The 22,094-nt window shown below is 45.6% G+C and carries 23 protein-coding genes; 16 read left to right on the forward strand and 7 right to left on the reverse strand.

Annotated features, from left to right (window positions below; translation table 11 throughout):
- Nucleotides 1–87: 87 nt before the first annotated feature.
- The 9 genes from AC58UU_RS00485 to AC58UU_RS00525 all read left to right on the forward strand — a co-directional run bounded on the left by AC58UU_RS00485 (nt 88) and on the right by AC58UU_RS00525 (nt 10,968).
- On the forward strand, nt 88–558 hold the full coding sequence (locus AC58UU_RS00485; protein WP_497312004.1) for a hypothetical protein: 471 nt from the start codon (nt 88–90) through the stop codon (nt 556–558).
- Between the two features lie 68 nt (nt 559–626).
- Nucleotides 627–2,087, forward strand: coding sequence for a bifunctional metallophosphatase/5'-nucleotidase (locus tag AC58UU_RS00490; protein WP_497312006.1), 1,461 nt, complete (start codon nt 627–629; stop codon nt 2,085–2,087).
- A 112-nt stretch (nt 2,088–2,199) separates the two neighbouring features.
- Nucleotides 2,200–3,012: an undecaprenyl-diphosphate phosphatase gene (locus AC58UU_RS00495; RefSeq protein ID WP_497312008.1), complete on the forward strand. Its 813-nt coding sequence runs from the start codon at nt 2,200–2,202 to the stop codon at nt 3,010–3,012.
- A gap of 118 nt (nt 3,013–3,130) precedes the next feature.
- Nucleotides 3,131–4,264, forward strand: a complete 1,134-nt coding sequence (locus tag AC58UU_RS00500; RefSeq protein ID WP_497312010.1) for an HD-GYP domain-containing protein — start codon at nt 3,131–3,133, stop codon at nt 4,262–4,264.
- A gap of 64 nt (nt 4,265–4,328) precedes the next feature.
- The gene (locus tag AC58UU_RS00505; RefSeq protein ID WP_497312012.1) at nt 4,329–6,557 is read left to right on the forward strand and encodes an MMPL family transporter; all 2,229 of its coding nucleotides are present in this window, start codon (nt 4,329–4,331) and stop codon (nt 6,555–6,557) included.
- Nucleotides 6,558–6,692: 135 nt separating this feature from the next.
- Nucleotides 6,693–7,814, forward strand: a complete 1,122-nt coding sequence (gene yfkAB, locus AC58UU_RS00510) for a radical SAM/CxCxxxxC motif protein YfkAB (protein WP_497313112.1) — start codon at nt 6,693–6,695, stop codon at nt 7,812–7,814.
- Between the two features lie 25 nt (nt 7,815–7,839).
- Entirely contained in the window at nt 7,840–9,177 is a 1,338-nt protein-coding gene (locus AC58UU_RS00515; RefSeq protein ID WP_497312014.1) for a hemolysin family protein, read from the forward strand.
- Between the two features lie 14 nt (nt 9,178–9,191).
- On the forward strand, nt 9,192–10,238 hold the full coding sequence (gene ytvI, locus AC58UU_RS00520; RefSeq protein WP_497312016.1) for a sporulation integral membrane protein YtvI: 1,047 nt from the start codon (nt 9,192–9,194) through the stop codon (nt 10,236–10,238).
- A 28-nt stretch (nt 10,239–10,266) separates the two neighbouring features.
- Nucleotides 10,267–10,968: an HAD family hydrolase gene (locus AC58UU_RS00525; RefSeq protein WP_497312018.1), complete on the forward strand. Its 702-nt coding sequence runs from the start codon at nt 10,267–10,269 to the stop codon at nt 10,966–10,968.
- Between the two features lie 75 nt (nt 10,969–11,043).
- On the opposite strand, the gene AC58UU_RS00530 is transcribed toward AC58UU_RS00525, so the two are convergent.
- Nucleotides 11,044–11,388, reverse strand: a complete 345-nt coding sequence (locus AC58UU_RS00530; RefSeq protein ID WP_497312020.1) for a C40 family peptidase — start codon at nt 11,386–11,388, stop codon at nt 11,044–11,046.
- A gap of 20 nt (nt 11,389–11,408) precedes the next feature.
- Here AC58UU_RS00530 and AC58UU_RS00535 point away from each other — a divergent pair, with 20 nt between their 5' ends.
- Genes AC58UU_RS00535 through AC58UU_RS00545 form a run of 3 tightly spaced genes read left to right on the forward strand, consistent with a single transcriptional unit; the run spans nt 11,409 to nt 12,493 of the window.
- A complete protein-coding gene (locus AC58UU_RS00535) occupies nt 11,409–11,645 on the forward strand; it encodes a spore coat associated protein CotJA (RefSeq protein WP_376769392.1) in 237 nt (78 codons plus the stop codon).
- Complete coding sequence (locus AC58UU_RS00540; RefSeq protein WP_497312022.1) at nt 11,642–11,908, forward strand: spore coat protein CotJB; 267 nt, start codon at nt 11,642–11,644, stop codon at nt 11,906–11,908. Before AC58UU_RS00535 ends, AC58UU_RS00540 begins: the two co-directional genes overlap by 4 nt.
- Before the next feature lie 15 nt (nt 11,909–11,923).
- The gene (locus AC58UU_RS00545; protein WP_497312024.1) at nt 11,924–12,493 is read left to right on the forward strand and encodes a manganese catalase family protein; all 570 of its coding nucleotides are present in this window, start codon (nt 11,924–11,926) and stop codon (nt 12,491–12,493) included.
- A 196-nt stretch (nt 12,494–12,689) separates the two neighbouring features.
- Here the strand turns inward: AC58UU_RS00545 and AC58UU_RS00550 are convergent, their stop codons facing one another.
- From AC58UU_RS00550 to nagB, 3 genes are all read right to left on the reverse strand, one after another.
- Nucleotides 12,690–13,448 carry a YdcF family protein gene (locus AC58UU_RS00550; protein ID WP_497312026.1) on the reverse strand — a complete coding sequence of 253 codons (759 nt, stop codon included), beginning with the start codon at nt 13,446–13,448 and terminating at the stop codon, nt 12,690–12,692.
- Between the two features lie 174 nt (nt 13,449–13,622).
- Entirely contained in the window at nt 13,623–14,795 is a 1,173-nt protein-coding gene (nagA, locus tag AC58UU_RS00555) for an N-acetylglucosamine-6-phosphate deacetylase (protein ID WP_497312028.1), read from the reverse strand.
- Nucleotides 14,792–15,520, reverse strand: coding sequence for a glucosamine-6-phosphate deaminase (gene nagB, locus AC58UU_RS00560; RefSeq protein WP_497312030.1), 729 nt, complete (start codon nt 15,518–15,520; stop codon nt 14,792–14,794). Before nagB ends, nagA begins: the two co-directional genes overlap by 4 nt.
- A 258-nt stretch (nt 15,521–15,778) precedes the next feature.
- Between nagB and AC58UU_RS00565 the strand changes: the two genes are divergently transcribed.
- The 4 genes from AC58UU_RS00565 (at nt 15,779) to AC58UU_RS00580 (ending at nt 18,355) form a co-directional block, all read left to right on the forward strand.
- Complete coding sequence (locus AC58UU_RS00565) at nt 15,779–16,447, forward strand: HAD family hydrolase (RefSeq protein ID WP_497312032.1); 669 nt, start codon at nt 15,779–15,781, stop codon at nt 16,445–16,447.
- Between the two features lie 74 nt (nt 16,448–16,521).
- Nucleotides 16,522–16,746: a spore germination protein gene (locus AC58UU_RS00570; RefSeq protein WP_497312034.1), complete on the forward strand. Its 225-nt coding sequence runs from the start codon at nt 16,522–16,524 to the stop codon at nt 16,744–16,746.
- Nucleotides 16,747–16,953: 207 nt separating this feature from the next.
- Nucleotides 16,954–17,952 (forward strand): cation diffusion facilitator family transporter, encoded by a 999-nt coding sequence (locus AC58UU_RS00575; protein ID WP_497312036.1) that lies wholly within the window; start codon nt 16,954–16,956, stop codon nt 17,950–17,952.
- A 28-nt stretch (nt 17,953–17,980) separates the two neighbouring features.
- A complete protein-coding gene (locus AC58UU_RS00580) occupies nt 17,981–18,355 on the forward strand; it encodes an ArsR/SmtB family transcription factor (RefSeq protein WP_497312038.1) in 375 nt (124 codons plus the stop codon).
- A 46-nt stretch (nt 18,356–18,401) separates the two neighbouring features.
- Here the strand turns inward: AC58UU_RS00580 and AC58UU_RS00585 are convergent, their stop codons facing one another.
- The 3 genes from AC58UU_RS00585 to AC58UU_RS00595 are packed head-to-tail and all read right to left on the reverse strand — an operon-like array spanning nt 18,402 to nt 22,048.
- Nucleotides 18,402–19,550 carry a YheC/YheD family endospore coat-associated protein gene (locus AC58UU_RS00585; protein WP_497312040.1) on the reverse strand — a complete coding sequence of 383 codons (1,149 nt, stop codon included), beginning with the start codon at nt 19,548–19,550 and terminating at the stop codon, nt 18,402–18,404.
- A gap of 6 nt (nt 19,551–19,556) precedes the next feature.
- Nucleotides 19,557–20,684, reverse strand: coding sequence for a YheC/YheD family endospore coat-associated protein (locus tag AC58UU_RS00590; RefSeq protein ID WP_497312042.1), 1,128 nt, complete (start codon nt 20,682–20,684; stop codon nt 19,557–19,559).
- On the reverse strand, nt 20,684–22,048 hold the full coding sequence (locus tag AC58UU_RS00595; protein WP_497312044.1) for a YheC/YheD family endospore coat-associated protein: 1,365 nt from the start codon (nt 22,046–22,048) through the stop codon (nt 20,684–20,686). The genes AC58UU_RS00590 and AC58UU_RS00595 overlap by 1 nt, the downstream gene beginning before the upstream one ends.
- Nucleotides 22,049–22,094: the final 46 nt, after the last annotated feature.

Here is a 22,094-nt window from a genome sequence, read left to right on the forward strand (position 1 = left end):
GCATATCATATTTTGACCTGAAAATGGTATAATGGGTAGAGCATTTGGATGACAAATGGCGCTAGGGATGAAAGGGGAAATGTATTCATGCAAGAAGATTTGCGCATACAAGTGTCAGACCTACATATAAAGAATGATGCATTCACGATATCCGAGATGGTTGCTCTTGCTGAGCAGCAGTTATCGCTCCAGGAGCGTGTACCGAATGTGCAGGGAGATGCCTTTGATTTGAAATCGTGGTATCGGAGCTGGAAGAGCAGCCGTAATGGGGAGCATGTTGAAGAACCTACGCATCTGAAAGTGGAGGCAGTAGACGAATTTGAAGCACTGATGCCTTGGTCACAATTAGATTCCGCCTTATTTTTATATGCTCAAGATGGACAGGCGCTCAAGAAAGGTTATCCGCTTCGTCTTTATGTGCCAGATGGCAGCAGTGAATGTCTCAATGTCAAAAGTGTTATCAAAGTGTGGTTTCTTCATGATCAGACGCTAGGGGAAGAAGCGACTTTCGGCTTCAAAAACAGAGTGGCACTTGATGAGCTGAAATTCAAGAAATGAGAGGACATTCTGCTGCATAAGATTAGACATGCTTCGGATCTGACTTACAAAGAAAAGAGGTGAACGGTGTGTCCGAGCTCTTGCAACGACTCGTTATTCTACATACGAATGACATTCATAGTCATTTTGAACAGATGCCCAAAATTAGCGCGTACTTTGATCGCGTACGTCGACTGTGGCCGGCTGATCAGGTGTTGACACTTGATATTGGCGATCATATGGACCGGATGCGCCCTGAAACGGAAGGCACGAATGCTTCTGCTAACTTGGAAATTATGAACGCGACCGGCTACGAAGCGATGGTCATGGGTAATAATGAAGGGCTAACGTTTACACCGGAATTGTTAAGAACAGTTGTGAAGGAGCATGCCAAATTCCCAATTATCGGCAGCAATATTATAGAAGTGGCGACGAATAAGACGCCGGATTGGATGCTTCCTACACTTACGATTGAGAAATCGGGTCTCACCATAGGAATCATTGGGGTAACAGCGGCTTATCAAGCGTACTATGAACTGCTTGGATGGCATGTAACGGACCCCATCGAAGCTGTAAAGGCCTATACTAGGCTCCTTCGCCCAAAGGTAGATATCATTATTGTCATGTCCCACTTGGGATTACGTTCGGATCAACGTATGGCTGAGGAGCTGGAAGGCATCGATGTGATCCTCGGCGGCCATACGCATCATGTACTTGAGGAGCCGCTTCTGCTCAGCGGCACCTATATTTGCGCGGCCGGCAAGTTCGGTCAGTATGCCGGTCATATTGAACTTGCCTATGATCCGGCGAAGCGCCGGATCGTGGAGCTCCAAGGCCGCGTCGTCCCTATGACGGACGCAAGTGAAGAAGACAGCAGCGTTACCGAGCTGCTGGAGCACTACCGCATCGCCAGCGCAGCGGCGCTGAATGCGGAGGTGGCGCAGCTGCGGGAGCCGCTGCGCCTCGATTGGTACGGCGAATCCCCGCTCGGCAACTTGCTTGCCGCAGGGATTCGCCGCTGGACCAGCGCCGAGATCGGGCTGGTCAATAGCGGCCAGCTCCTTCAGGGACTGAAGGAGGGGCGCTTGACACGCGGCAGATTGCTAGAAATCTGCCCGGGTCCGATCAACCCCTGCCGGCAGCTGCTCAGCGGGTCGGACCTGCTCCAAGCGCTCGAAGAGTCGCTGCTTGGCGAGTTCATGGAGAAGCCGATCCGCGGCTTCGGCTTCCGTGGCGAGGTGCTGGGCGTGCTGTGTGTCGACGGATTGACCGTCATGACCGACAGCACTCGTGCACCTTACGAACGTATCATCGCTGTGAATGTTGGCGATGAGCCTTTAGACCTTAGCCGTGATTATGTAGTTGGCACGATCGACATGTTTACTTTCGGCTCAGGTTATTTATCACTTGGTCGCGGTAAGCAGGTAACGTACATGCTGCCTGAATTTATCCGTGATGTACTAGCTTCTGAGCTTCGCGATGAAGACGCGATAGTAAGCAGTCATTTCCTAAGATTTACGGAAAGAAGACCTAATGCAAATAACGAATAAGTCGAACAACCACGACCTTTGTCGAAGGAGTTGTCAGATCTACCAAGTTACAGGTAGAATAGATAATTGGACAGGAGTACATCTATAAACTCTCAACTCATAGGGGGAAACCATGCATACTATTTTTGAAGCGATCATCATTGGGATCGTAGAGGGATTGACCGAGTTTTTACCGGTTTCTTCTACTGGGCATATGATTCTAGCACAAAGCCTATTAAATACCCAAAATGATGAAGTAATGAAAACCTTTGATTTTGTCATCCAACTTGGCGCCATTATGGCCGTCGTCCTCATTTATTGGAAACGGATTTTATCTTTATTCGGGTTAGTGAAAAGGAAAAGCGAGAGTAGGACAGGAAAGAAACTGAACTTGCTGCATATTCTTATTGGGATCATACCAGCAGGGATCATCGGCGTCTTGTTTAATGATATCGTCGACGAGAAGCTTTTTAACGCAACCACCGTGTTGATTGGACTTGTTTTAGGAGGTATCCTATTAATCATTGCAGAGAAGAAGAAGGAACAGCCGAGTGCTGTAGTTCTGGATGATTTGACTTATCGTCAAGCGTTCTTCATCGGTTTGTGGCAATTGGTATCCATTTGGCCAGGTTTCTCCCGGTCTGGATCGACAATTGCGGGTGGAATGCTGTCCGGCGTAAGCCGCGCTGCATCTGCTGACTTCACGTTCATTATGGCGATCCCAATTATGTTTGGAGCTTCAGGTGTCTACTTTCTTAAAAACTACGAAGCACTTTCTTCGAGTGACTTAGGTTTCTTTGTAGTCGGTTTTATCGTTGCATTCATCGTTGCTTTGTTGGCTGTTGTTTCTTTCATCAAGTTTGTTCAAAATATGAAATTAACGTATTTTGCTTACTATCGGTTTGCGGTAGCCATCATTTTCGCTCTTTATATGTTCTTAAAGTAACAATAACTGTTTCATTTATCGAACCGCGTCGAATGATGCGGTTTTTTATATTGAACTTTTTTGTGAAATCTATTACATTTAGATAGAAAGTAACGCTCACCTATTCGGGGGTCCTGAAATGCTGTTAATGCCGATCAACATGTGTCATCCTGGAATGAGGTTGGCCAAGAATATTTACAACGACGATGGTATGGTCCTGCTGGCCGTTAATGTTGAGCTTTCTCAGAGACTCATTGATCGACTTTTTACATACGGAATCGACTACATATATATTCAAGATTCTAGAACCAATGACATCATTCAAGAGGATATTATTCAAGATGAAACGAGAACGAAGGCTGTTCTCGAAATCCGTAATACTTTTAAGAAGGTAATGGAAGATTCGAACAAACGCGGAGCCGTTAATTATTATGATATCGGACGTAATTTCCGTGATGTGATGAAAATGATTATTGACGATCTAAGCGCTCATCAAGGGGCTATGGTTATGCTCAATAATATGAATGTGAAAGATAATTACTTATTTCAACATTCTGTGAATGTAAGTATTTATGCCATCATGCTGGGAATTAGCTTTGGGTACAGTCGTGAGAACCTTGAAACACTCGGATTAGGCGCTTTGCTTCACGATATTGGTAAGACGAAAGTACCACTTGGTATTCTTCGCAAGCCTTCGCAATTGACCGAGCAAGAGTTTACCGAGATGAAGAATCATACGACATACGGTTTTAACATTTTGAAAGACGAACCGAACATTCCTCTTCTATCTGCACATTGTGCTCTTCAGCACCATGAGCGAATTAACGGAAGCGGTTATCCGCGTGGGATTCAAGGTACAGAAATCAACGAATTTGCCAAATGGGTTGGGTTAGTCGATTCTTATGATGCTATGACGACTACAAGAGTATATAGAAGACCTTTATTGCCGCATGAAGCTATGGAACGATTGTTCGCGGGCTCGGGCACAATGTATGATCAAAGTCAGATTGCCTTATTTCGTGATAAAATCGCGATTTACCCATTAGGCATAACCGTTCGATTGAATACCGGGGAGTTTGGCATCGTATCTAAGTTAAACGTAACCGTGCCTCATAGGCCGATCGTTCGCGTACTGCAGGATCAAGCTGGTCAAGAGCTAAAGGAACCGTACGAAATTGACCTGTCAACGAAGCTTTCTACATTAATTTCTGAAATTGGGGAAATTAATGTAGACGAATTTGATCCAGATGAAAGTATGCCGACCATATTTTAAGATAAAATATAGATAACAAGCATGAAGAACCTGGGCATCCAGGTTCTTTTTGCAAATTAGGGGGATGCAAGTGAGAGAAACAGCTGTGAAAGGGAAGTTTTGGAGATGGGGATATGCGATGCATCGTTTCCGATGGCTCGTACTAGTTATTGGCGTGCTTCTGCTTCTCAGCTTTGCTATTTTTGCACAGAAAACACCGAGTATGCTCAAAGACAACGGCTTTACGCCTAAAGGAAGTGAGTCCGATCGTGGCCTAATTCAACTGCGGGATGAGCTGGGTGTCCCTCTTACGATGCTGAACCTGGTTTATACAGGGGAAGGGCTCGACATGACGGACAAACTCCATCAACAAGCCATTATGGATTCGCTTAACGAACTTACGAAGCTGCCGTATGTAGAAAGTGTGAAATTCGTCGCGACACCTCGAAACGAAGGTCATCTTGACGTGACGGCAGTAACCGTATCACTAAATCTAGATACCGACCCTGCTTTGGAGAAATATCCGGAGCTTAAGGAACGCGTGCATCCGCCAAATGGCATGAATGTATATGTGACTGGTGGACCTGCTATTTTGCATGATATGCAGGAAGCGAGTAAACATGATATTGCCAAATCAGAAGCCATTGGTTTACCGATTGCGCTGATTGTATTATTAATCGTGTTTGGCACCCTAGTCGCGGCGCTATTACCTATGATCGTTGGGCTTATGAGCGTTACCCTTACATTAGGGATTACCTATTTTATCGCCCAGCACCAATCCTTATCGAACTTCCTTCCGAATATGGTAACGATGCTCGGTCTTGCCGTAGGAATTGATTACGCTTTGTTTCTCGTCAGTCGCTTTCGGGAGGAACTCAAGGTACAAAAGAATGTGGCTGAAGCTGTGGCCATGACTTGTCAGACGGCAGGGAAATCGATCTTTTTTTCCGGTATAGCGGTGCTGATTGGGCTGCTTGGCATGCTGTTCGTAGACCTCACCTTCTTCCGCTCCTTGTGTTTAGGCGGCGTAATTGTCGTGTCGATATCCGTAATAGTCGCGAATACGATGCTGCTGTCACTTCTCGGTATACTTGGCGAACGGATTAACTCCTTGCAGGTCGTTCCTAAACGCTTTCGCAAACAAGAAACGTCCCGCTTTTGGGAATGGATCGCTTATGCTGTAATGAAACGGCCCGTTCTATTGGTTGTCATCGTCGGTGGTGCCCTAATCTACACCATGACCCCGATGGGTCATATAAAGTTAAATGTACCAAATGCTGAGGTGCTGCCTCCCAGCTACGAATCCCGATATGGCTCGGAATTATTGAAGGCGGCCTATGATCCTCGTATGATGGGGCCTATCCAAATTGTTATTCATACGCAAGGAGAAGTGTGGGAAGAGGCTTCGATTCGTCAAATTCGGGCTTATAGTGAACAGGTTAAAGGGGTATCCGGTATAAAAGAAGTACAGAGTTTTATCAGTTCACTAGGTCAACATTCGGATGCCGAATTAGCAGCCATGCTAAGGGATTCAAGTGTCAAAGCACAAATAGAAGGCAATAAATTTGCAAAAGATCGCACTGCTCTGATGGTTGTAGTGCCAGAGAAAGATACCGATGATCCTGCGACGGATGGCCTTGTCCGAGAACTTCGCAGCTTAAGTAAGGACGGACTTGATATTGCAGTCACAGGCGGACCGGCCTATAGGCTGGATATTATTGATCGCATTCAGAATGAAATTCCTGAAGTATTAACTTTTGTTATGGGGATTACCTACATCGTACTATTGCTTGCCTTTAGGTCTGTTTTGCTTCCGCTCAAGGCTGTATTAATGAACATGCTCAGTCTTGGCGCGAGTCTCGGTGTTGTTGTGTTAGTATTCCAGCATGGCTACATGGCTGATTTACTCCACATAACGTCCATTGGTTATGTCAGTGCAACGCTGCCAGTTATCATTTTTTGTGTAGTGTTTGGCATATCCATGGATTATGAAGTATTCCTGATTTCTCGCATTATGGAGGAGTATGAAGCAAGCGGTGACAATGATAAGAGTACGGCTGAAGGGCTTAAGAAAACGGGAAGCTTAATAACAAGCGCTGCTTTCATATTAGTTGTAGTTGTAGGATCATTTATTTTTACAGATATCGAAATCATGAAGGCGTTGGGGCTCGGTCTAGGTCTCGCTGTTCTGATTGATGCGACCATCGTTCGAGTGATGCTCGTTCCTGCGCTCATGAAACTGCTTGGGGATGCGAACTGGTGGGCACCTAAGTGGCTGCGAATGCGTTCGCAATCGAAAGCAGAGAAGCAGTAGCGGAGCTTCACAAATACTTGCCGCCGTTTCCTTTTTTGCGAATCATAAGTTACAATAAAGGGCATAGGTATAGGCATGATAGGAACAATTAGTTTGTGAATAGGAAATGATAGGTCAGGTGTAAACAGCATGAATATGAATGGAACAAGCTCCATCCTACAGGAGCTAACCCCCGATTACGATCCATGGGACCCTATTCGGTCCTATCGCAAATACGGGAAACACGTACTAACAAGTATAGAGCTTACAATAACGAATTTGTGCAATATGCGATGTGAGCATTGCGCAGTTGGGGATTCGTTAACTATGTCGGAAGGTCCGCGTATTCCCATGCCGGTCATTTTGAAGCAGCTGGACCAGGTTGAGCATTTAGAAACGATCAGCTTAACTGGTGGAGAGCCTTCGTATCACATCAAAATCGTCAAAGACTATATGCTGCCAATCCTTAAATATGCACGAGAGCGCGGTATTCGTACACAAATCAATTCCAACTTAACGCTTGATTTAGCCAGGTATGAACTTCTCGCTCCTTATCTGGATGTCATGCATATTTCTTTCAACTACTTGAATGCTGACGATTTCCATCAAGTCGGCTTTGTGAATAGCGGGCATCCTGTTGGTCATGATACCGCGGCACGTATGTATGAGCGCATGGTTGATAACACGATTGCGCTTAGCAAGGGTGGACTTTATGTCTCAGCGGAATCGATGATTAATACACGCACACATGAGAAATTACCGCAGATTCATAAGCTGATTGAGGAAATGGGCTGCAAGCGCCATGAGGTTCACCCGATGTATGCCAGTTCCTTTGCTTCTCATCTTCCTATGGTATCTCTGGACGAGTTACGAACGAGCATTCATCGGTTGTTAGACAGCCGGAATCGTGACATGTGGATGCTGTTTGGCACACTGCCATTCTTTGCTTGCAACGATCTCGAAGAGGACAGAATATTGGTTAAAAGGCTTCGCGAGGAGCCAAATGTAACCGTACGTAATGATCCGGATGGACGCAATCGCTTGAATGTGAGCACTTTTACAGGAGAGGTGTTCGTCACGGATTTTGCCAATGAACCACCTCTGGGTAATATCCATGATGACCAGTTAGATACCATTTTCGCCCGTTGGGAAAATAATCCGCTGAATCAGCGTGTAAACTGCTTCTGCAGCAGCGCCTCTTGTTGTGGGCCTAACCTGCTGGTAGCCGACTCGTATTACCGTTCTGTTGATTTTAAAAGCCGCAAAGCTATCATCTAATCATATTACTGAAGGAGATATACGCTTGCCACATACTTCGTTTGATTTCGGTTCCATTGTTCTTAACCTGATAGTAGTCATTATATTAGTCCTGCTCAATGGTTTCTTCGTTGCTGCTGAATTTGCGCTTGTGAAGGTTCGACAATCTCGTATTCAACAGTTAGTCAATGAAGGCAGCGGCAAAGCAAAGTATGCCATAAAGGTAACATCACAGTTAGATACTTATTTATCAGCAACACAATTGGGGATTACTCTTGCCTCTTTGGGACTAGGCTGGGTTGGTGAACCTGCCATCGCGGAGTTGATTATGGAGCCCCTCTTACATAAGCTTCAAGTAGAGACTTCGGTTTATACAACGACCTTGTCTTTCATTGTTTCTTTTGGTTTTATTACGTTCCTCCATATTGTTCTTGGCGAGCTGGCTCCGAAATCATTCGCGATTCAAAAAGCGGAATTAACCTCGTTATGGCTTTCAGCGCCGCTGCTCTTCTTCTACAGGGTGTTTCGCCCGATTATCTGGGTGCTGAATGGTACAGCAAATAAATTTCTTTCATGGATTGGTGTAGATCCGGCAAGCGAGCATGAGGCGGCACATACAGAGGAAGAGATTCGTATCTTAATGGATGAGAGTGTCAAAAGCGGCCATATCGATCAAGATGAAATGGTGCTTTTCGATAATATTTTTGAATTCTCAGAACGCATTGCCCGTGAGGTGATGCTGCCGCGGACAGATATGGATTGTCTATACCTTGAGCTAAGCTTCATTGATAATTTGCGTATGGTTCATGAGACGAAGCATACACGTTACCCTGTGGCTGATCAAGATAAGGATAACATAGTCGGTTTCGTTCATATTGCTGATTTACTAACAGCAGATCCGGATGAAGAGCAGGAAATTAAAAACTTTATACGTCCAATTCTCAATGTTCCTGAGTCGATGGAAGTCAGTCGTGTATTGAAATTAATGCAGAAAAAACATTCTCAACTTGCTATCGTAATTGATGAATACGGTGGTACTGCAGGACTTCTAGCACTAGGGGACATTCTGGAGGAGATTGTTGGCGAGATGCACGATGAGTTCGATATCGATGAGCGGCCAGGAGTTGAGGTCAAAGATAAATATACGTCCGTAGACGGCCGTGTCCTGATTGAAGACTTGAACGATATGCTGGATCTGGACATCGAGGACGATGATGTAGACTCTATTGGTGGTTGGTTGTTTAAGAAGGTTGAAGGTGCACCTGTAAAAGGCAAAAGAGTGGCTTTCGGTAACCACGTGTTTGAAGTATCCGAAGTAGATCGACTGCGTATCGTGCGCATTCACATAACGAAAATCAACGCTGTCAGACCTGCAGATGAGTAAGCGGAGGAGTTCTGATGTCGCCTAAGACGATCTTAATCATGGTGCTTGGATTGCTGCTATTGTACGGATTATTCACCATAGGATTGCCATTCTTACTCGCGCTTGTAACAGCTATTTTCTTGGACCCTTTAACTGTGCTTCTCATGCGAGCTGCAAGGGTAAACCGATTGATTGCAGCTACGATCATTTGTACCTTATTTACGCTGCTGACGTTGACCTTATTTTATTTCATTGGGTTAAATGTCGTCACAGAGCTCATTGACCTTGGCCGCAAAGCACCAAATTATATGGATGAAGTGAATAAGTATATGGATCAAGCTGTCAACCGTACACAGTTGTTCTATGATTCCTTGTCACCAGACATGGCGGCACAAGTGCAAACTTGGCTGGAAAGCAGTACAGAAACCTTAACAGGGGCTTTAACCAATGTATTAAGCGGCATTTCTGGCTTCTTTTTAAATATGGCTGGAAAAATTCCGAATTTATTTATCTTAATGCTTATGTACGTCATTGCTTTATATTTGTTTATGTTTAGTTTGCCAAAGCTTAGGATGTCTTTTCTGTCCATGTTTGAAGAGCGTTCCAAAGGAAAGATGGAAAACGTACTGACTTACCTGCGTGAAGCTATCTTTGGCTTCATTCGAGCTCAGCTCATCATGGCTGTGTTAACCTATTTAGTCACGTTTATAGGTTTATTGGTCTTAAGCGCTGAATATCCGTTAGCCATTTCCTTATTAGTGATGGTTATGGAGTTCGTTCCTGTAATTGGTACCGGGCTTGTGTTTATTCCTTGGCTCGTCTATCAACTGCTGATTGGACACACGGGAATGGGTGTAGGATTGTTAATCCTATTCCTTGTTTTAACGATATTCCGCCGCATAGTAGAGCCTAAAGTGCTCAGTGATGCTGTTGGAATTAATGCGCTTGCTGCTTTGATCAGTTTGTACGTTGGTTTCGAGTTATTAGGAATAACAGGTCTCTTTCTAGGGCCGTTGGTTGTTATTATTTATCAAGCTATGCGTAAAGCTGGCCTGTTGAACTTAAATATTAAGCTGGATTGAGCCACAGTACATGAACAGGGTGGTTGGTATGAAGTTAATTTTATTTGATTTGGATGATACACTGTTTGACTTCTCAAGTACGTGGAATGTCGTGATGAAAAAGATGTTCGCGGAACATAGGGTGACAAAAGAGTATGACAACGAGGCGTTCTTCTCTGCATTTCAAAAGAAAAGCGACGAGCTATACTACCTATATGAGCAGCGCATTTGTTCAGTGGAAGCTTATCGTAACCGAAGGCTGATCGAAACATTAGCTGACCACCAGTATACGATGTCGGAAGATGAGGCAGAAGCTTTCAACCTCCAATACGTCCAACAATATGAAAAAAGCTTAGAGCCTGATCCTCACGTGTTGGAGCTGCTACTGAAGCTTAAGGAGCGTTATCAGCTAGGAATCATTACGAATGGACCTCACGATATGCAAGAAGGTAAAATAGTGCGTCTAGGTTTGAAGGAATTGTTTCCTCCCGAGCAGGTGTGGATCTCTAATGTCGTTGGAATGGCCAAGCCTGATCCACGTATTTACCAACTGGCGCTTGATTATTTCAATGTGCTGCCAGAGGACACCTTATTCGTGGGTGACTCTTGGGAAGCGGATGTAGCTGGTCCGCTGCAAATTGGCATGAAGGCAGTTTGGCTCAATAAATATGGTAAAACGCCTCCTGCCTCCGATAAGAAGCCGCTCGCGATCGTTCGTCAGCTGCATGAACTTATTCCTTATTTATATTAGTACGCCTTCGAAAGCTGCTTCATAAACAGAAGTCCCTGCTTAGTTGCCATATGGTAACGCAGCAGGGACTTTTTTTCAATACACGCGCTTGGCTCCTAAATATTTAGGTCCCCAGTACGAATTCATCATACTCTGAGGATAAATGCCAGCCGACCTAGTAGCCGATAAGAACTGACCGTTCCCTAAGTAGAAACCTACATGGTCTACCACTCCCGGAGTCGCAATTGCAAAGAAAAGCAAGTCGCCTGGCTGCAAATTTGGTTGGTTTACGGAGATTCCTGAATCAAAAAGAGCATTGGCAGTAGCGGCAGAAACAGGAGATAGGGGAAATATTGGAAAACATGTGATTTTGGCCAAGTCATGCCGCATATAACGAGCATATAGGCCTTTGTTGCTTCGCCTGATTTCATTTACTCCCAAGACAGAAGAGGAGGAGAAATATGCATATGCATTCGCATTCGCAATTTAAAAAATATTACCCATTCATCGGTCCATTTGATCCATGTCCACCCATTCGAGTGAAATTATATAACACACCGCCACATTTATATATCCACTTTCAACCGCCTGGCTTGCCACAGTTTAGTCCCTATGAAGCACTGAGAAAAGGAACGCTCTGGCCGGCGCTTTACGGGCCTTATGAGTCCAAAGCGGTAGAAGGGGGCCCATTGACATGAGTGAACCCATGTTACCTGAGTCGTATTACAGACAGCTTCATGATCTGCAAGCTGTAGATTTCGTCTTAATTGAGCTAACGCTATATTTGGACACTCATCCTGATGATCTGGGCGCCATTCAACAATACAATCAATTCGCGCAGAAAAGAAAACAAATCGCCGGGCAATTTGAGATGGAATTTGGCCCTTTGATGTCGTACGGTCAAAGTTACACAAAACAACCTTGGCAGTGGTGTGAACCTCCATGGCCTTGGCAAGTCTGAGAAGGAGGAGAGCGCATGTGGATTTATGAAAAAAAGCTGCAGTATCCGGTCAGAGTCAGTAAATGCGACCCTCGGATGGCTAAACTTCTGCTCGAGCAATATGGTGGCGCTGATGGGGAGCTTGCTGCGGCACTACGATACTTGAATCAACGCTATTCGATCCCAGATAAGGTGGTGGGTCTGCTAACGGACATTGGGACTGAGGAGTTTGCCCATTTAGAAATGATTGCAACGATGGTGTATAAGCTTACAAAAGACGCAACCATAGATCAACTGAAGGCCGCTGGTCTGGACGATCACTATGTGAGCCACGACAGAGCGCTCTTCTATCAGAATGCGTCCGGTGTACCCTGGACGGCTGCCTACATACAAGCCAAAGGAGACCCCATCGCGGACCTCTATGAGGATATTGCCGCAGAGGAGAAAGCAAGAGCAACCTATCAATGGTTGATTGATGTAACCGATGACGTTGACCTGCAGGACAGTCTAAAGTTTCTCCGTGAGCGGGAGATTGTGCATTCCCTGCGATTTAGAGAAGCTGTTGAAATTTTGAAGGATGATCGGGAGGCGCAGAAGGTTTTTTAAGCAGGGGGAGGGCTGGGTAGCTAGGATTAGGAACAAAAAGCGGGCCGGGAGGCCTGCTTTTGTTTTTAGTAGAGCTTTGTTTTTCATAGCTAACGGATGAAATTGTAAGACGTAAGCTCGGATTCTGAGCTTATTTCAAGCACCACTAATTGAAAGCGCGGTATCCGAGGCTATTTGCCAATAAGCGGCTACCCGTCTAATTGTTCCTGGCTGCAAACAATCCCAAGAATTCCTTCAGCGCAATCGTTGTGGTGGATAAACCGCTGGAGGATGGGATGAATTTGCTGATACTGAGGTCCTGCTTCTGCTGGGAAATATAATCCGTAGGGTATGGGACTATGTCTATTTTGAGTTTTTGGAATTGCTTAATGGATCGGGCCATGTGGAAGGCAGATGTGATGAGAATTGGCGCTTTCCAGCCTTTTTCTGTGAGAATAGTTTGTGTATTCAAGGCATTTTCTTCGGTATTGCGACTCTTATCGTCCATGGTAATGGACGATTCGGGAACACCTAGCGCGAGAAGGTGCCGTTTGGCAATCTGAGATTCATTGCCCGAGTCCCGAAACACTTGACCACCAGACAAGAGGATGGGTAGCTTTGTGCTTCGGTAAAGTTCAGCAACCGTTAATACTCGCGCGGCCGTGTTCCCTGTCAGATATCCTTCCCCTTGGGTAAGAGGGTCTGGAGTATCCAAGGTTGCGCCTCCAGTTAGTAGAACTAGCACGTCGCCGGACACTTGAACAGGTGGTGTGTACCTTCTTTCAATGGAATTCAGTAATGTATTGCCGAAATAAGGCATGGAGAGTACGCCTAGTAGAAGTGCGGCTAGACCCACAAGAAGTGTACCGAGGTACTCCTTTTTTTGCTTCAGCCATAAAGCTATAGCCAAGAGTAGAAGTATGATAATTCCAGGCGGGAATAGTATGGTGTAAGCGATTTTTATCAAATAAATCATAACAGACGTCAAACCCTTTCTTGTGTTAGCTCAAGTATGGTGTTAGGGGTTTTCGACAAAAGTTGGTACTTTCCTGCAAATTTACAAGAGATTCAAGCGAGATGCAAAAAGCCCCGACTTCGCGATTAAAACGAAGTCGGGGCTAGTATCAACGAATATGTGCGTCAAGCCAACTTATGCAGTAATTTCTTTGCCGCGAACCCATACATGTTCGACCTCTAATTCAGGGCTGACGAGCAGCAAGTCAGCCTGCTTGCCCTGCGCAATCGAGCCGTGCGACACCTCGAGGCGCAGCAGCCTCGCAGGGTTGCCGCTTGCGAAGCGGCTCGCGTCTTCGACGCTGACACCGACCTCGCGCACCATAAACCGGAGCGCCTCGATCATCGTCAGCGTACTGCCGGCGAGCGCGCCGCCTTCCGTCAGCCGGGCTACGCCCGACTGTACGGTCACGGCTTGCCCGCCCAGCTCGTACTGCCCGTCGCCGAGTCCCGCGGCTGACATGGCGTCCGTGATCAGCAGCAAGCCATGCGGCTGCTTGACCATGGCCAGCAGGCGAATCGCTGCTGGGTGCACGTGGTGCCCATCAGCGATCACTTCGCCGCTGATGCGTTCGTCGGTGAGTATCGCACCGACGGTTCCGGGTTCGCGATGATGCAGCGGCTTCATCGCGTTGTAGGTGTGCACCGCATGCGAAAGCCCTTCGCGAACCGCCGACTGGATGTCGGCATAGGTCGCGTCGGTGTGGCCGCAGGCGGCAACGATGCCATGATCGCGCAGCCATGCGATCATCTCAAGGCCCCCCTCGCGTTCGGGGGCCAGGGTTAACTGCTTCATGAGCTGCGGATAGCGCTCATGCCAGTCTTCGATCCATGAGAGCTGAGGCGGTACCATGAGGTTCGGATCCTGCGCACCTGCCCATTTGGGTGAGATGAAAGGACCTTCTAGATGTACGCCAAGCAGCTGAGCGTATGGCATCTCTTGGCTCTTATAGCGGTCTACTTCACCAAGTACCCGATCAATAGCATCTCTAGTCGCTGTCATCGTCGTAGCTAGCATAGAGGTTGTGCCGTGCAAGGCATGAAACCGAGTAATAATGTCAAGTGTCTCTGGATTCGCGTCCATGAAATCGGCGCCGTAACCACCATGAACGTGAACATCGATGAATCCTGGTAACAACCAGCTTCCATGGGCATCGACTGATCTAGCGGCAGAGCCTGCAGCTGAAGGGTCCCACTGGGACATATCGCCAACAAAAGCAATAAAGCCATCCTTCACATGAAGGATGCCATGCTCGATGATTCCCTGCTCAGTAACGATCTTAGCCCCCGAAATCACAAGTTCACTCATTCAAAAAGCCTCCCCGCCTCAGCATCAAGAAGAACGACAAGGTGTGGGTGAGTTTGCAAAAGGGTTGCCGGAATTTCCGTTGTAATCGGACCTGTAAGTGCGCGATGTACGATCTCGGCTTTATCGGCTCCGCGAACGATCAGCAGGATCGTTTTGGCTTTCAAAATGGTGCCTACACCCATGGTTAAGGCATGCGTCGGAACTTCATCGATGGAGTTAAAGTAACGTGCATTCGCTTCGCGAGTCTCCGCTTTTAATTCTACGCGGTGTGTACCGCTAATCAAGGAATGGTCGGGTTCATTAAAACCAATATGCCCGTTATGGCCTAGGCCGAGAATTTGCAAATCGATCTGTTTCGCTTCTTCCAAAAGTTGGTTGTAACGCTCGCATTCCGCATCTAGATCTGCTGAATTTCCGTTGGGGATATGGGCCCCAGCAGCAGGTAAGTCAATATATGCAAACAAATGCTGCTGCATATAAGCGTGATAGCTCTCTGGGTGATCTACCGGTAAGCCGACATATTCATCTAGGTTAAAGGTAGTGACAGATTTAAAGCTAACACGTCCTTTATCATAAGCCTTAACAAGCTCCTCATAAATGCCTACAGGTGTTCCACCAGTGGCTAGACCCAATACCGCTTTAGGCTGCATTTGGACAAGTGAGGTAATAATGCCAGCTCCTGCTTCATTCAGCTCTTGTTGATTTTGAAAAATATGAAGATTCATAATCGTCTTCCTCACTTTCATAGATAAGTTATCGAATTGGGATTTTTGCAAGATGTGGTACCTATTTTGATTAATTATGATAGGATTTTGCATAAAAATATCATTTTCAAAACGAATTACTCTCATTTCAATCATAACTGAATTTTTTCTTATCGGCAACAGGCTTTTTCCTAAATATGAATATTGACTTACATGGGTATGTTTGCCATTCTTATCTAAGATCATAACAATTATTTTGAGCATAGAAGGAGCTTGATTATGAGTAATCAGAGAAATCTACCCGAAGCGATGCTTTTTGACTTGGACGGAACATTATTTCAGACGGAGACCTTACTTCTGCCTGCTTACCATAAGACGTTTGATGAGCTTAGAGCTAAAGGTCTATTTGTAGGTGAGACTCCACCGGAAGAACGAATCTTAGGAGCGCTAGGTATGCTTCTTGAGCATATCTGGGAGCGGGTAATGCCGAATGAGCAGATTGCAACTCGTCAGGAAGCAGATAAACTGCTGATCAAGTATCAAGTGGAGGGACTGCAGCAGGGGCACGGCGATCTTTATACAGGAGTGGCTGAAACCTTACAAGCTTTACATAATAAAGGAATTCGTTTATTTGTCGCAAGCAATGGACTCGAAGATTATGTGCGGCATGTGATTGAAGCCAAAGGTGTGGCGCATTTATTTGAAGGATTGTACAGTGCAGGGCAATATCGAACGAGATCCAAGGTAGATTTAGTAAAAATATTGCTGGAAACACATCATATCCAATCAGCCTGGATGGTTGGCGATCGCTCATCCGACGTAGAGGCAGGACTCCAGAATAACCTAACCGTAGCCGCTTGCGATTATGCAGGCTTTCGTGAGTCGGGAGAGCTAGAGGGTGCGCATATTCGAATCCGCAGCTTCGCCGAACTGCTTGAATATTTGTAATTTAGGGTAGGCTGTCGCAAACATGGCTAGATGGGCATACACTGTAGAACTTTGATAGAAAAAGGGTGATCAGAATGCCTTCTTTTATAGGAATACTCAACGTTATTAGGAATGAAGGAAATCTGGTGAATGGCGATACTGGCATACTTGCTCCTACAAGTGCATCCAAATCCTATGCCGGCGGCGGCGGCGGCATAACGGGAGATTTCGGGGTAACCAATACGCTAGTTAGTGCAACGATCACGTTTGACCCGGATGTAGTAGATGCAGGCGCGAACAAAGTCGCAACAGGGACATAGCAATTAGACTATCATTTGTTAGATCGATTCAGGCTCATGTGAAATTGAGCAATGAATCGATCTTTTTTTTGAAGAAACGATATTGACATCAGCCTGTTTAACTTACTATTATGTATATATGAGCAGATGCTCATATAAAGTGATGCCATGTATAAAGCAAATGGCAGCATTGCATTCTAAAGGATTGAGAGACAGGGAGGGAATTCTATGCAGCATCATGAATCTGAAGTACAATCACATCAACACAAAGATCACTCTAATTGCAGCGGTCATGAGGGTCACCAAGGACACGATCACACTCACCATGGACATCATCATGGTCATCACCACCATGGCCACAGCGGAAATAAACAGGGACTCCTTATTGCGCTATGTATAACAGCGAGCATCATGATTTTAGAGTTTGTAGGTGGTTTATGGACCAATAGTTTGGCGCTGCTCTCAGATTCAGGTCATATGTTAAGTGATGCAGGCTCTCTTGTATTAAGTCTCACCGCCCTTTGGTTCGCGGCGAAGCCATCCTCAGCTCATAAATCTTATGGTTTTCATAGAATTGAAATCTTAGCGGCTCTATTCAACGCAGTCACACTATTTGTGATAGCAGGGCTCATTATCTGGGAAGCCGTTGGGCGATTTATGGATCCTCCTACTGTTGCCAGTGGTTCAATGATGCTCATTGCATGCGTCGGTTTAATAGCTAATTTACTTAGTGCTTGGGCACTTATGCGCAAAGGGGATGTGCATGGCAATCTCAACCTGCGCAGCGCTTATCTGCATATTCTAGGTGATGCTTTGGGCTCTGTGGGAGCTATCTTAGCTGGTGGGGCTATGCTGATCTTCGGGTGGTATGTGGCTGATCCAATCATTAGTATCATTGTGTCTCTACTTATTCTTAAGGGAGCTTGGACCGTTTTGAAATCGACGATTCATATATTGATGGAGGGAACTCCCGCCGCTGTTTCTTATGGGGATGTCAAACACGTACTGGAGAGCATTGATGGTGTTATCAATGTTCACGATTTACATATTTGGACGATTACTTCAGGCCTTGATTCTCTGAGCTGCCATTTGCTCATTGCGGATGATCGTGATAGTCAGGTAGTTCTCCAACAAGCCATTCATCAAATCGAGGAACGATTTCAAATCACGCATGCTACTATTCAAATTGAAAACTCGACTAACGCCCATCCGGAACTAAAAGTATAGCTAAAACAAGCATGAAGGAGGGATATTCATGGCAAAAATAGGGATAGATGCAAGTGAAAGTGAGGACACATGTACTTGTACAGGTGGTGGTTCGGTAGAACTAATGCAGGAACCTCACATAACGGAGGAGCAAGCGGTAGGGATTGCGGAGGTATTCAAAGCCTTAGGCGACCCGACAAGGGTTAAAATGATCTATTACCTGCAGCAAAGGGAGTTATGCGTGCATGATCTTGCAACGCTTCTTGTGATGGGACAGTCGGCTGTCTCGCATCAGCTTCGCTACTTGCGGGATTTGCACATTGTCAAAAGACGTAAAGTGGGAAAAACGGTCTTTTATTCGTTAGACGATGACCATATTGAGCAAATTTTTGTTCAAACTTTGGGACATCTTCAGCATATGTAGGCCGGAAGCTGGCTAGTCTTATAGCTGACGCTTCCGATTGATTGCGTTATGATTCGGCTTTTTTTTCTTCCGTTGTTTTTTCGTCCGTTTTTTGTTCTTCAATTTTTATTTTCTTTTGTTTCATCATCCAGACAGCATATTCCAGTGGCCTTGTAACCGCCTTCTGATAGATCGAATGTTGACCAATTTTGCGAAATACTTCTCGTGATGGCTTAGGATTGACTTCAAGCAACCAAACATTTCCTTTGGGATCTACGGCAATATCCATGCCTAACTCGCACAACTTACCGAATTTACTTTCCAAATAGTCAGCGAGCTTATACGCGAAGCTGTTCATTTCTTTCTTAATTGCATCCATTTTTTCTTCAGAAGAAAACCGGTAGGCTAACAATTTATCCTGGGTTACTGCACTCCCACCGCCGTGAAGATTCGAAGTGATGCTGCGATGAGGACCAATACGGCCCGCACAACCGGTCACTTCCCACTGGCCATGGCCATTTTTCTGAATTAGCAAACGATAATCATGCACACGGCCATCCCTCAATGTTAGCTGGATTCCTTGCTGAACCACATAATCGGGGTTCAATTTCAGGGTATGCAGTTTGATCGCAAGCTGTTTTTCCGTCGCGCGGAATGGAGCGATGATGGTTCGCTGCTGATTCCTTCCTTGTAATAAATAAAGATCAGAACCGAGCTGTTCAATTCGTAATATTCCTCTTCCACCTGTGCCATTCTTCGGTTTTATATAGATTAGCTTATGTTTCTTTAGAACTTTCAACAGCTCCTGCACGGAGCTATATCGTACAGTAGCAGGTAGATAGGGGCGAATGCTCTCATTCTCTGAAAGGGTTTGATGCATCGACCATTTGTTAGCTAAAGGTTTACTTAAATAGGTAAGCTGGGCATGTCGATTACGAAATGCTTTGAGCATCTGATAATTTGCCGCCGCTTTATACCGGCAGCGATCATAAATAATAGGGGGAAAAGAAGTCCGATTGCGAATCCATTTACCCAGACCGAAATCATACGTTAGTGTACGAACGGCGTTGTCACCTTCGACGTCATCCGGGGTAAATACCTCAACTTGCACACCAAGTTTCTGGCCCTCCCTACTTAGCCGCTGAAAGTAAGATAGCTCTTCGAGCCGAGATTTACTTAAATAGATAGCGAGTACGCCCAGTCGTTTCGAAGACAAGCATAATCACCTTCTTCTCCCATGATTAATCAAGTAAAGACTGTAACGGATAATGCGTTCAAGTGATTTTTGACGAATTTTGGGTTCATCGAATTTCATTGGTTTAGAATTAGCTTCGAAGAACCAGATGTGTCCTACGTTATCAACACCAATATCCATAGACATTTCACCAAGTTGATTGCCGGATGACTTCTCAATTTGCGCAGCGATTGTAACAGCGGCTTTGCGAACTCGCGTCAAAATACTTTTGGCCTTCGTGGCACCAAACGCATTCGTAAGTAGTTTACGTGGCTCTTCAATTGATCCACCGCGAGGAACATGTGTCGTGATGCTAGCTCTACCCGCTACACGAGCTCCAATACCGGACACACTCCAGACACCATTGGACGTCTTCTGGACCAAAGCGCGTAAATCGTAAGCACGCTCTTTGTATCTCGTTAAAGCGATACCTTGCTGCACGATGTAGTCATGGGTACCACGGTGTTTATTCCATTCATTCCACAGTTCATCAGTGGAATTGTGGTAACTATAAGCCATCTTCTTATTTTCTTGGCGGCTCAGCCGATAATTAAGGCGGTCATTTGCAGTAGTTAATCGATCAATGCGCATAATACCTTTCCCGGCTTTACCTTTTACTGGTTTTAAGTAGAGCACGGCATGTTTACGCAATAGCTGAGTCAGATCATTTGCCGAGTTCAATTGCTGCGTATCGGGCATATAGGGTTTGCTTTCTTTGGCACTATTTAACCATCCGAACAAGGTCCATTTGTTGAAGAAGGAAGGATTGAATAACTGAATGCTGGAGCTGCGATTACATGCTTGAATGGTTTGCTGGACCTCAGGCTTCATTTCCATCTTGCGATAGGGAATACGATTGTATACGACTTGTGGAGCGGGAACGAGTTCCCTGCTCCATTTTTTGGTTTCGGCATTAAAGCGATAGCCATATATTTCGGGGCTGGATAAGATGAAGTCCTTCGTAGTCACGATGTATACATCCACACCAAGTCGTTCGCCAGTTTGAATTAAATCCCGGAAATTGTCCAGATTGCCGCGAAATACACGCTTACTATCTTTAACGGTGAGAATGGCAAGAGTAGGCTTTTGTCCTATCTCATGAAGGAAGAAGCCCATTAGTTTTCCCTCCTAGAGCGGAAGCGACTCAAAAAGAGGCAGTGCTCGTAAATATTTTGTAAGGTAGCAACGTCCCCGTCTTTCAAAGAGGGATGCTTGAAAATGGATCTCCCTGGTTTGGCATTTGCTTCGAACATCCAAATTTTCTCGCTTTGATCAATACCGATATCGAATCCGAGCTCTCCAAGTAAATGGTCATAGTTATTCTCAATGCCCTCAGCGAGCTTAATAGCCGCTTCTTTGGCGTTGGTAAGCACTTGCTCCGCACGACTGCCGTAGATTTGACGCAGTACCTGTTCTGGCGTCATCAATTGACCGCCATTGCGGATATGGGTGGTAACGCTGCCCTTACCAGATTTCTTCGCACCGATCGCAGCTACAACCCAATTGTTATTGCCGTTTTTCGTCAAATGGAAGCGAAAATCTATCGGACAGCTATCGATTTCAATGAGACGGATCCCTTGCTGTGCCACGTAGTTCGTTAGGCGACCACGCCCAGTTCCAAGCATTTGCATCAAACCGTCGAATTTCCCATAACGGATGAGGACATTTTTACCGCCCTTTCGATAGCGAACGAAGTAACCTCGCTTAGGGTTATAAGTCACACGGTAAATACCGATGCCTAGGGAGCCTGCCGTTGGTTTCAAGTAAATGAATTTGTGTTTATCAAGCATTTCCTTAATTTGATCCGCAGAAGGATTGATCCGGGATTCTGGGACGAAGCGGAAAGCATCATCACCATCTAACATCTTGTAAACTTCCCATTTATCAAAGAAGCTCCAGTTAAAGAGGGGAATCCCCCTTCGAACAAAACGGTCCTTAAAGCCTTCCATACCTGCTGATTTCTCCGCTTTACGGCTGGACAGCCGATTATAGACAACATCAGGCAATGGGAATGTTTTGCGTATCCAACCCCCGCCTTCTTTCGGAATAATGCCTGTAACCGTTTCTTGAATCCAATTTACGCTGCTGGGGCTGAAAGCGAAAGCGAAGGACTTCGTTGAGGCTGTACTCATTATTTGGCGAATGAATCCAGTTTTTGTACCGAATGGAGATGTACCGTTCACTACGTTGGTTAAGATACCAATGACTGGGCCGATGCGAAGTTCTTTATTATTGTTATTGGCTACGAACACACTCCCTGTTCGAGGAATGCGCAAGGAGGCCATCAGGGAAAGCGGAATGTACATATGCTGACCACTTTTTTTGATCAGACGGATCGGTAGGGTCGCTTTTTTACTGCCAACATTTACAGTTATCGATTTATTGCTGGTTAACCGTAAAGCTTTGACGAGTTCACTTGTTAAGTAGACCGATCTATCTGTTCGTTGTACGGCGTGGAGCATACACGTTGTCAAACTCATTAGGTTACCCTCCTAAACTTGTTGCCCTACGGGGCTTTCCGTGTCA

The organism is Paenibacillus sp. JT22N1, from assembly GCF_059692155.1.

Coding starts and splice junctions, on each gene's coding strand:
- AC58UU_RS00570 (WP_497312034.1), top strand. CDS start 16,522: ATGCCTTCTTTTATAGGAATACTCAACGTTATTAGGAATGAAGGAAAT.
- AC58UU_RS00575 (WP_497312036.1), top strand. CDS start 16,954: ATGCAGCATCATGAATCTGAAGTACAATCACATCAACACAAAGATCAC.
- nagA (WP_497312028.1), bottom strand. CDS start 14,795: ATGAGTGAACTTGTGATTTCGGGGGCTAAGATCGTTACTGAGCAGGGA.
- yfkAB (WP_497313112.1), top strand. CDS start 6,693: ATGAATGGAACAAGCTCCATCCTACAGGAGCTAACCCCCGATTACGAT.
- AC58UU_RS00525 (WP_497312018.1), top strand. CDS start 10,267: ATGAAGTTAATTTTATTTGATTTGGATGATACACTGTTTGACTTCTCA.
- AC58UU_RS00545 (WP_497312024.1), top strand. CDS start 11,924: ATGTGGATTTATGAAAAAAAGCTGCAGTATCCGGTCAGAGTCAGTAAA.
- AC58UU_RS00535 (WP_376769392.1), top strand. CDS start 11,409: ATGCATATGCATTCGCATTCGCAATTTAAAAAATATTACCCATTCATC.
- AC58UU_RS00505 (WP_497312012.1), top strand. CDS start 4,329: ATGCAAGTGAGAGAAACAGCTGTGAAAGGGAAGTTTTGGAGATGGGGA.
- AC58UU_RS00580 (WP_497312038.1), top strand. CDS start 17,981: ATGGCAAAAATAGGGATAGATGCAAGTGAAAGTGAGGACACATGTACT.
- AC58UU_RS00595 (WP_497312044.1), bottom strand. CDS start 22,048: ATGAGTTTGACAACGTGTATGCTCCACGCCGTACAACGAACAGATAGA.
- AC58UU_RS00590 (WP_497312042.1), bottom strand. CDS start 20,684: ATGGGCTTCTTCCTTCATGAGATAGGACAAAAGCCTACTCTTGCCATT.
- AC58UU_RS00495 (WP_497312008.1), top strand. CDS start 2,200: ATGCATACTATTTTTGAAGCGATCATCATTGGGATCGTAGAGGGATTG.
- AC58UU_RS00485 (WP_497312004.1), top strand. CDS start 88: ATGCAAGAAGATTTGCGCATACAAGTGTCAGACCTACATATAAAGAAT.
- nagB (WP_497312030.1), bottom strand. CDS start 15,520: ATGAATCTTCATATTTTTCAAAATCAACAAGAGCTGAATGAAGCAGGA.
- AC58UU_RS00550 (WP_497312026.1), bottom strand. CDS start 13,448: ATGATTTATTTGATAAAAATCGCTTACACCATACTATTCCCGCCTGGA.
- AC58UU_RS00540 (WP_497312022.1), top strand. CDS start 11,642: ATGAGTGAACCCATGTTACCTGAGTCGTATTACAGACAGCTTCATGAT.
- AC58UU_RS00500 (WP_497312010.1), top strand. CDS start 3,131: ATGCTGTTAATGCCGATCAACATGTGTCATCCTGGAATGAGGTTGGCC.
- AC58UU_RS00565 (WP_497312032.1), top strand. CDS start 15,779: ATGAGTAATCAGAGAAATCTACCCGAAGCGATGCTTTTTGACTTGGAC.
- ytvI (WP_497312016.1), top strand. CDS start 9,192: ATGTCGCCTAAGACGATCTTAATCATGGTGCTTGGATTGCTGCTATTG.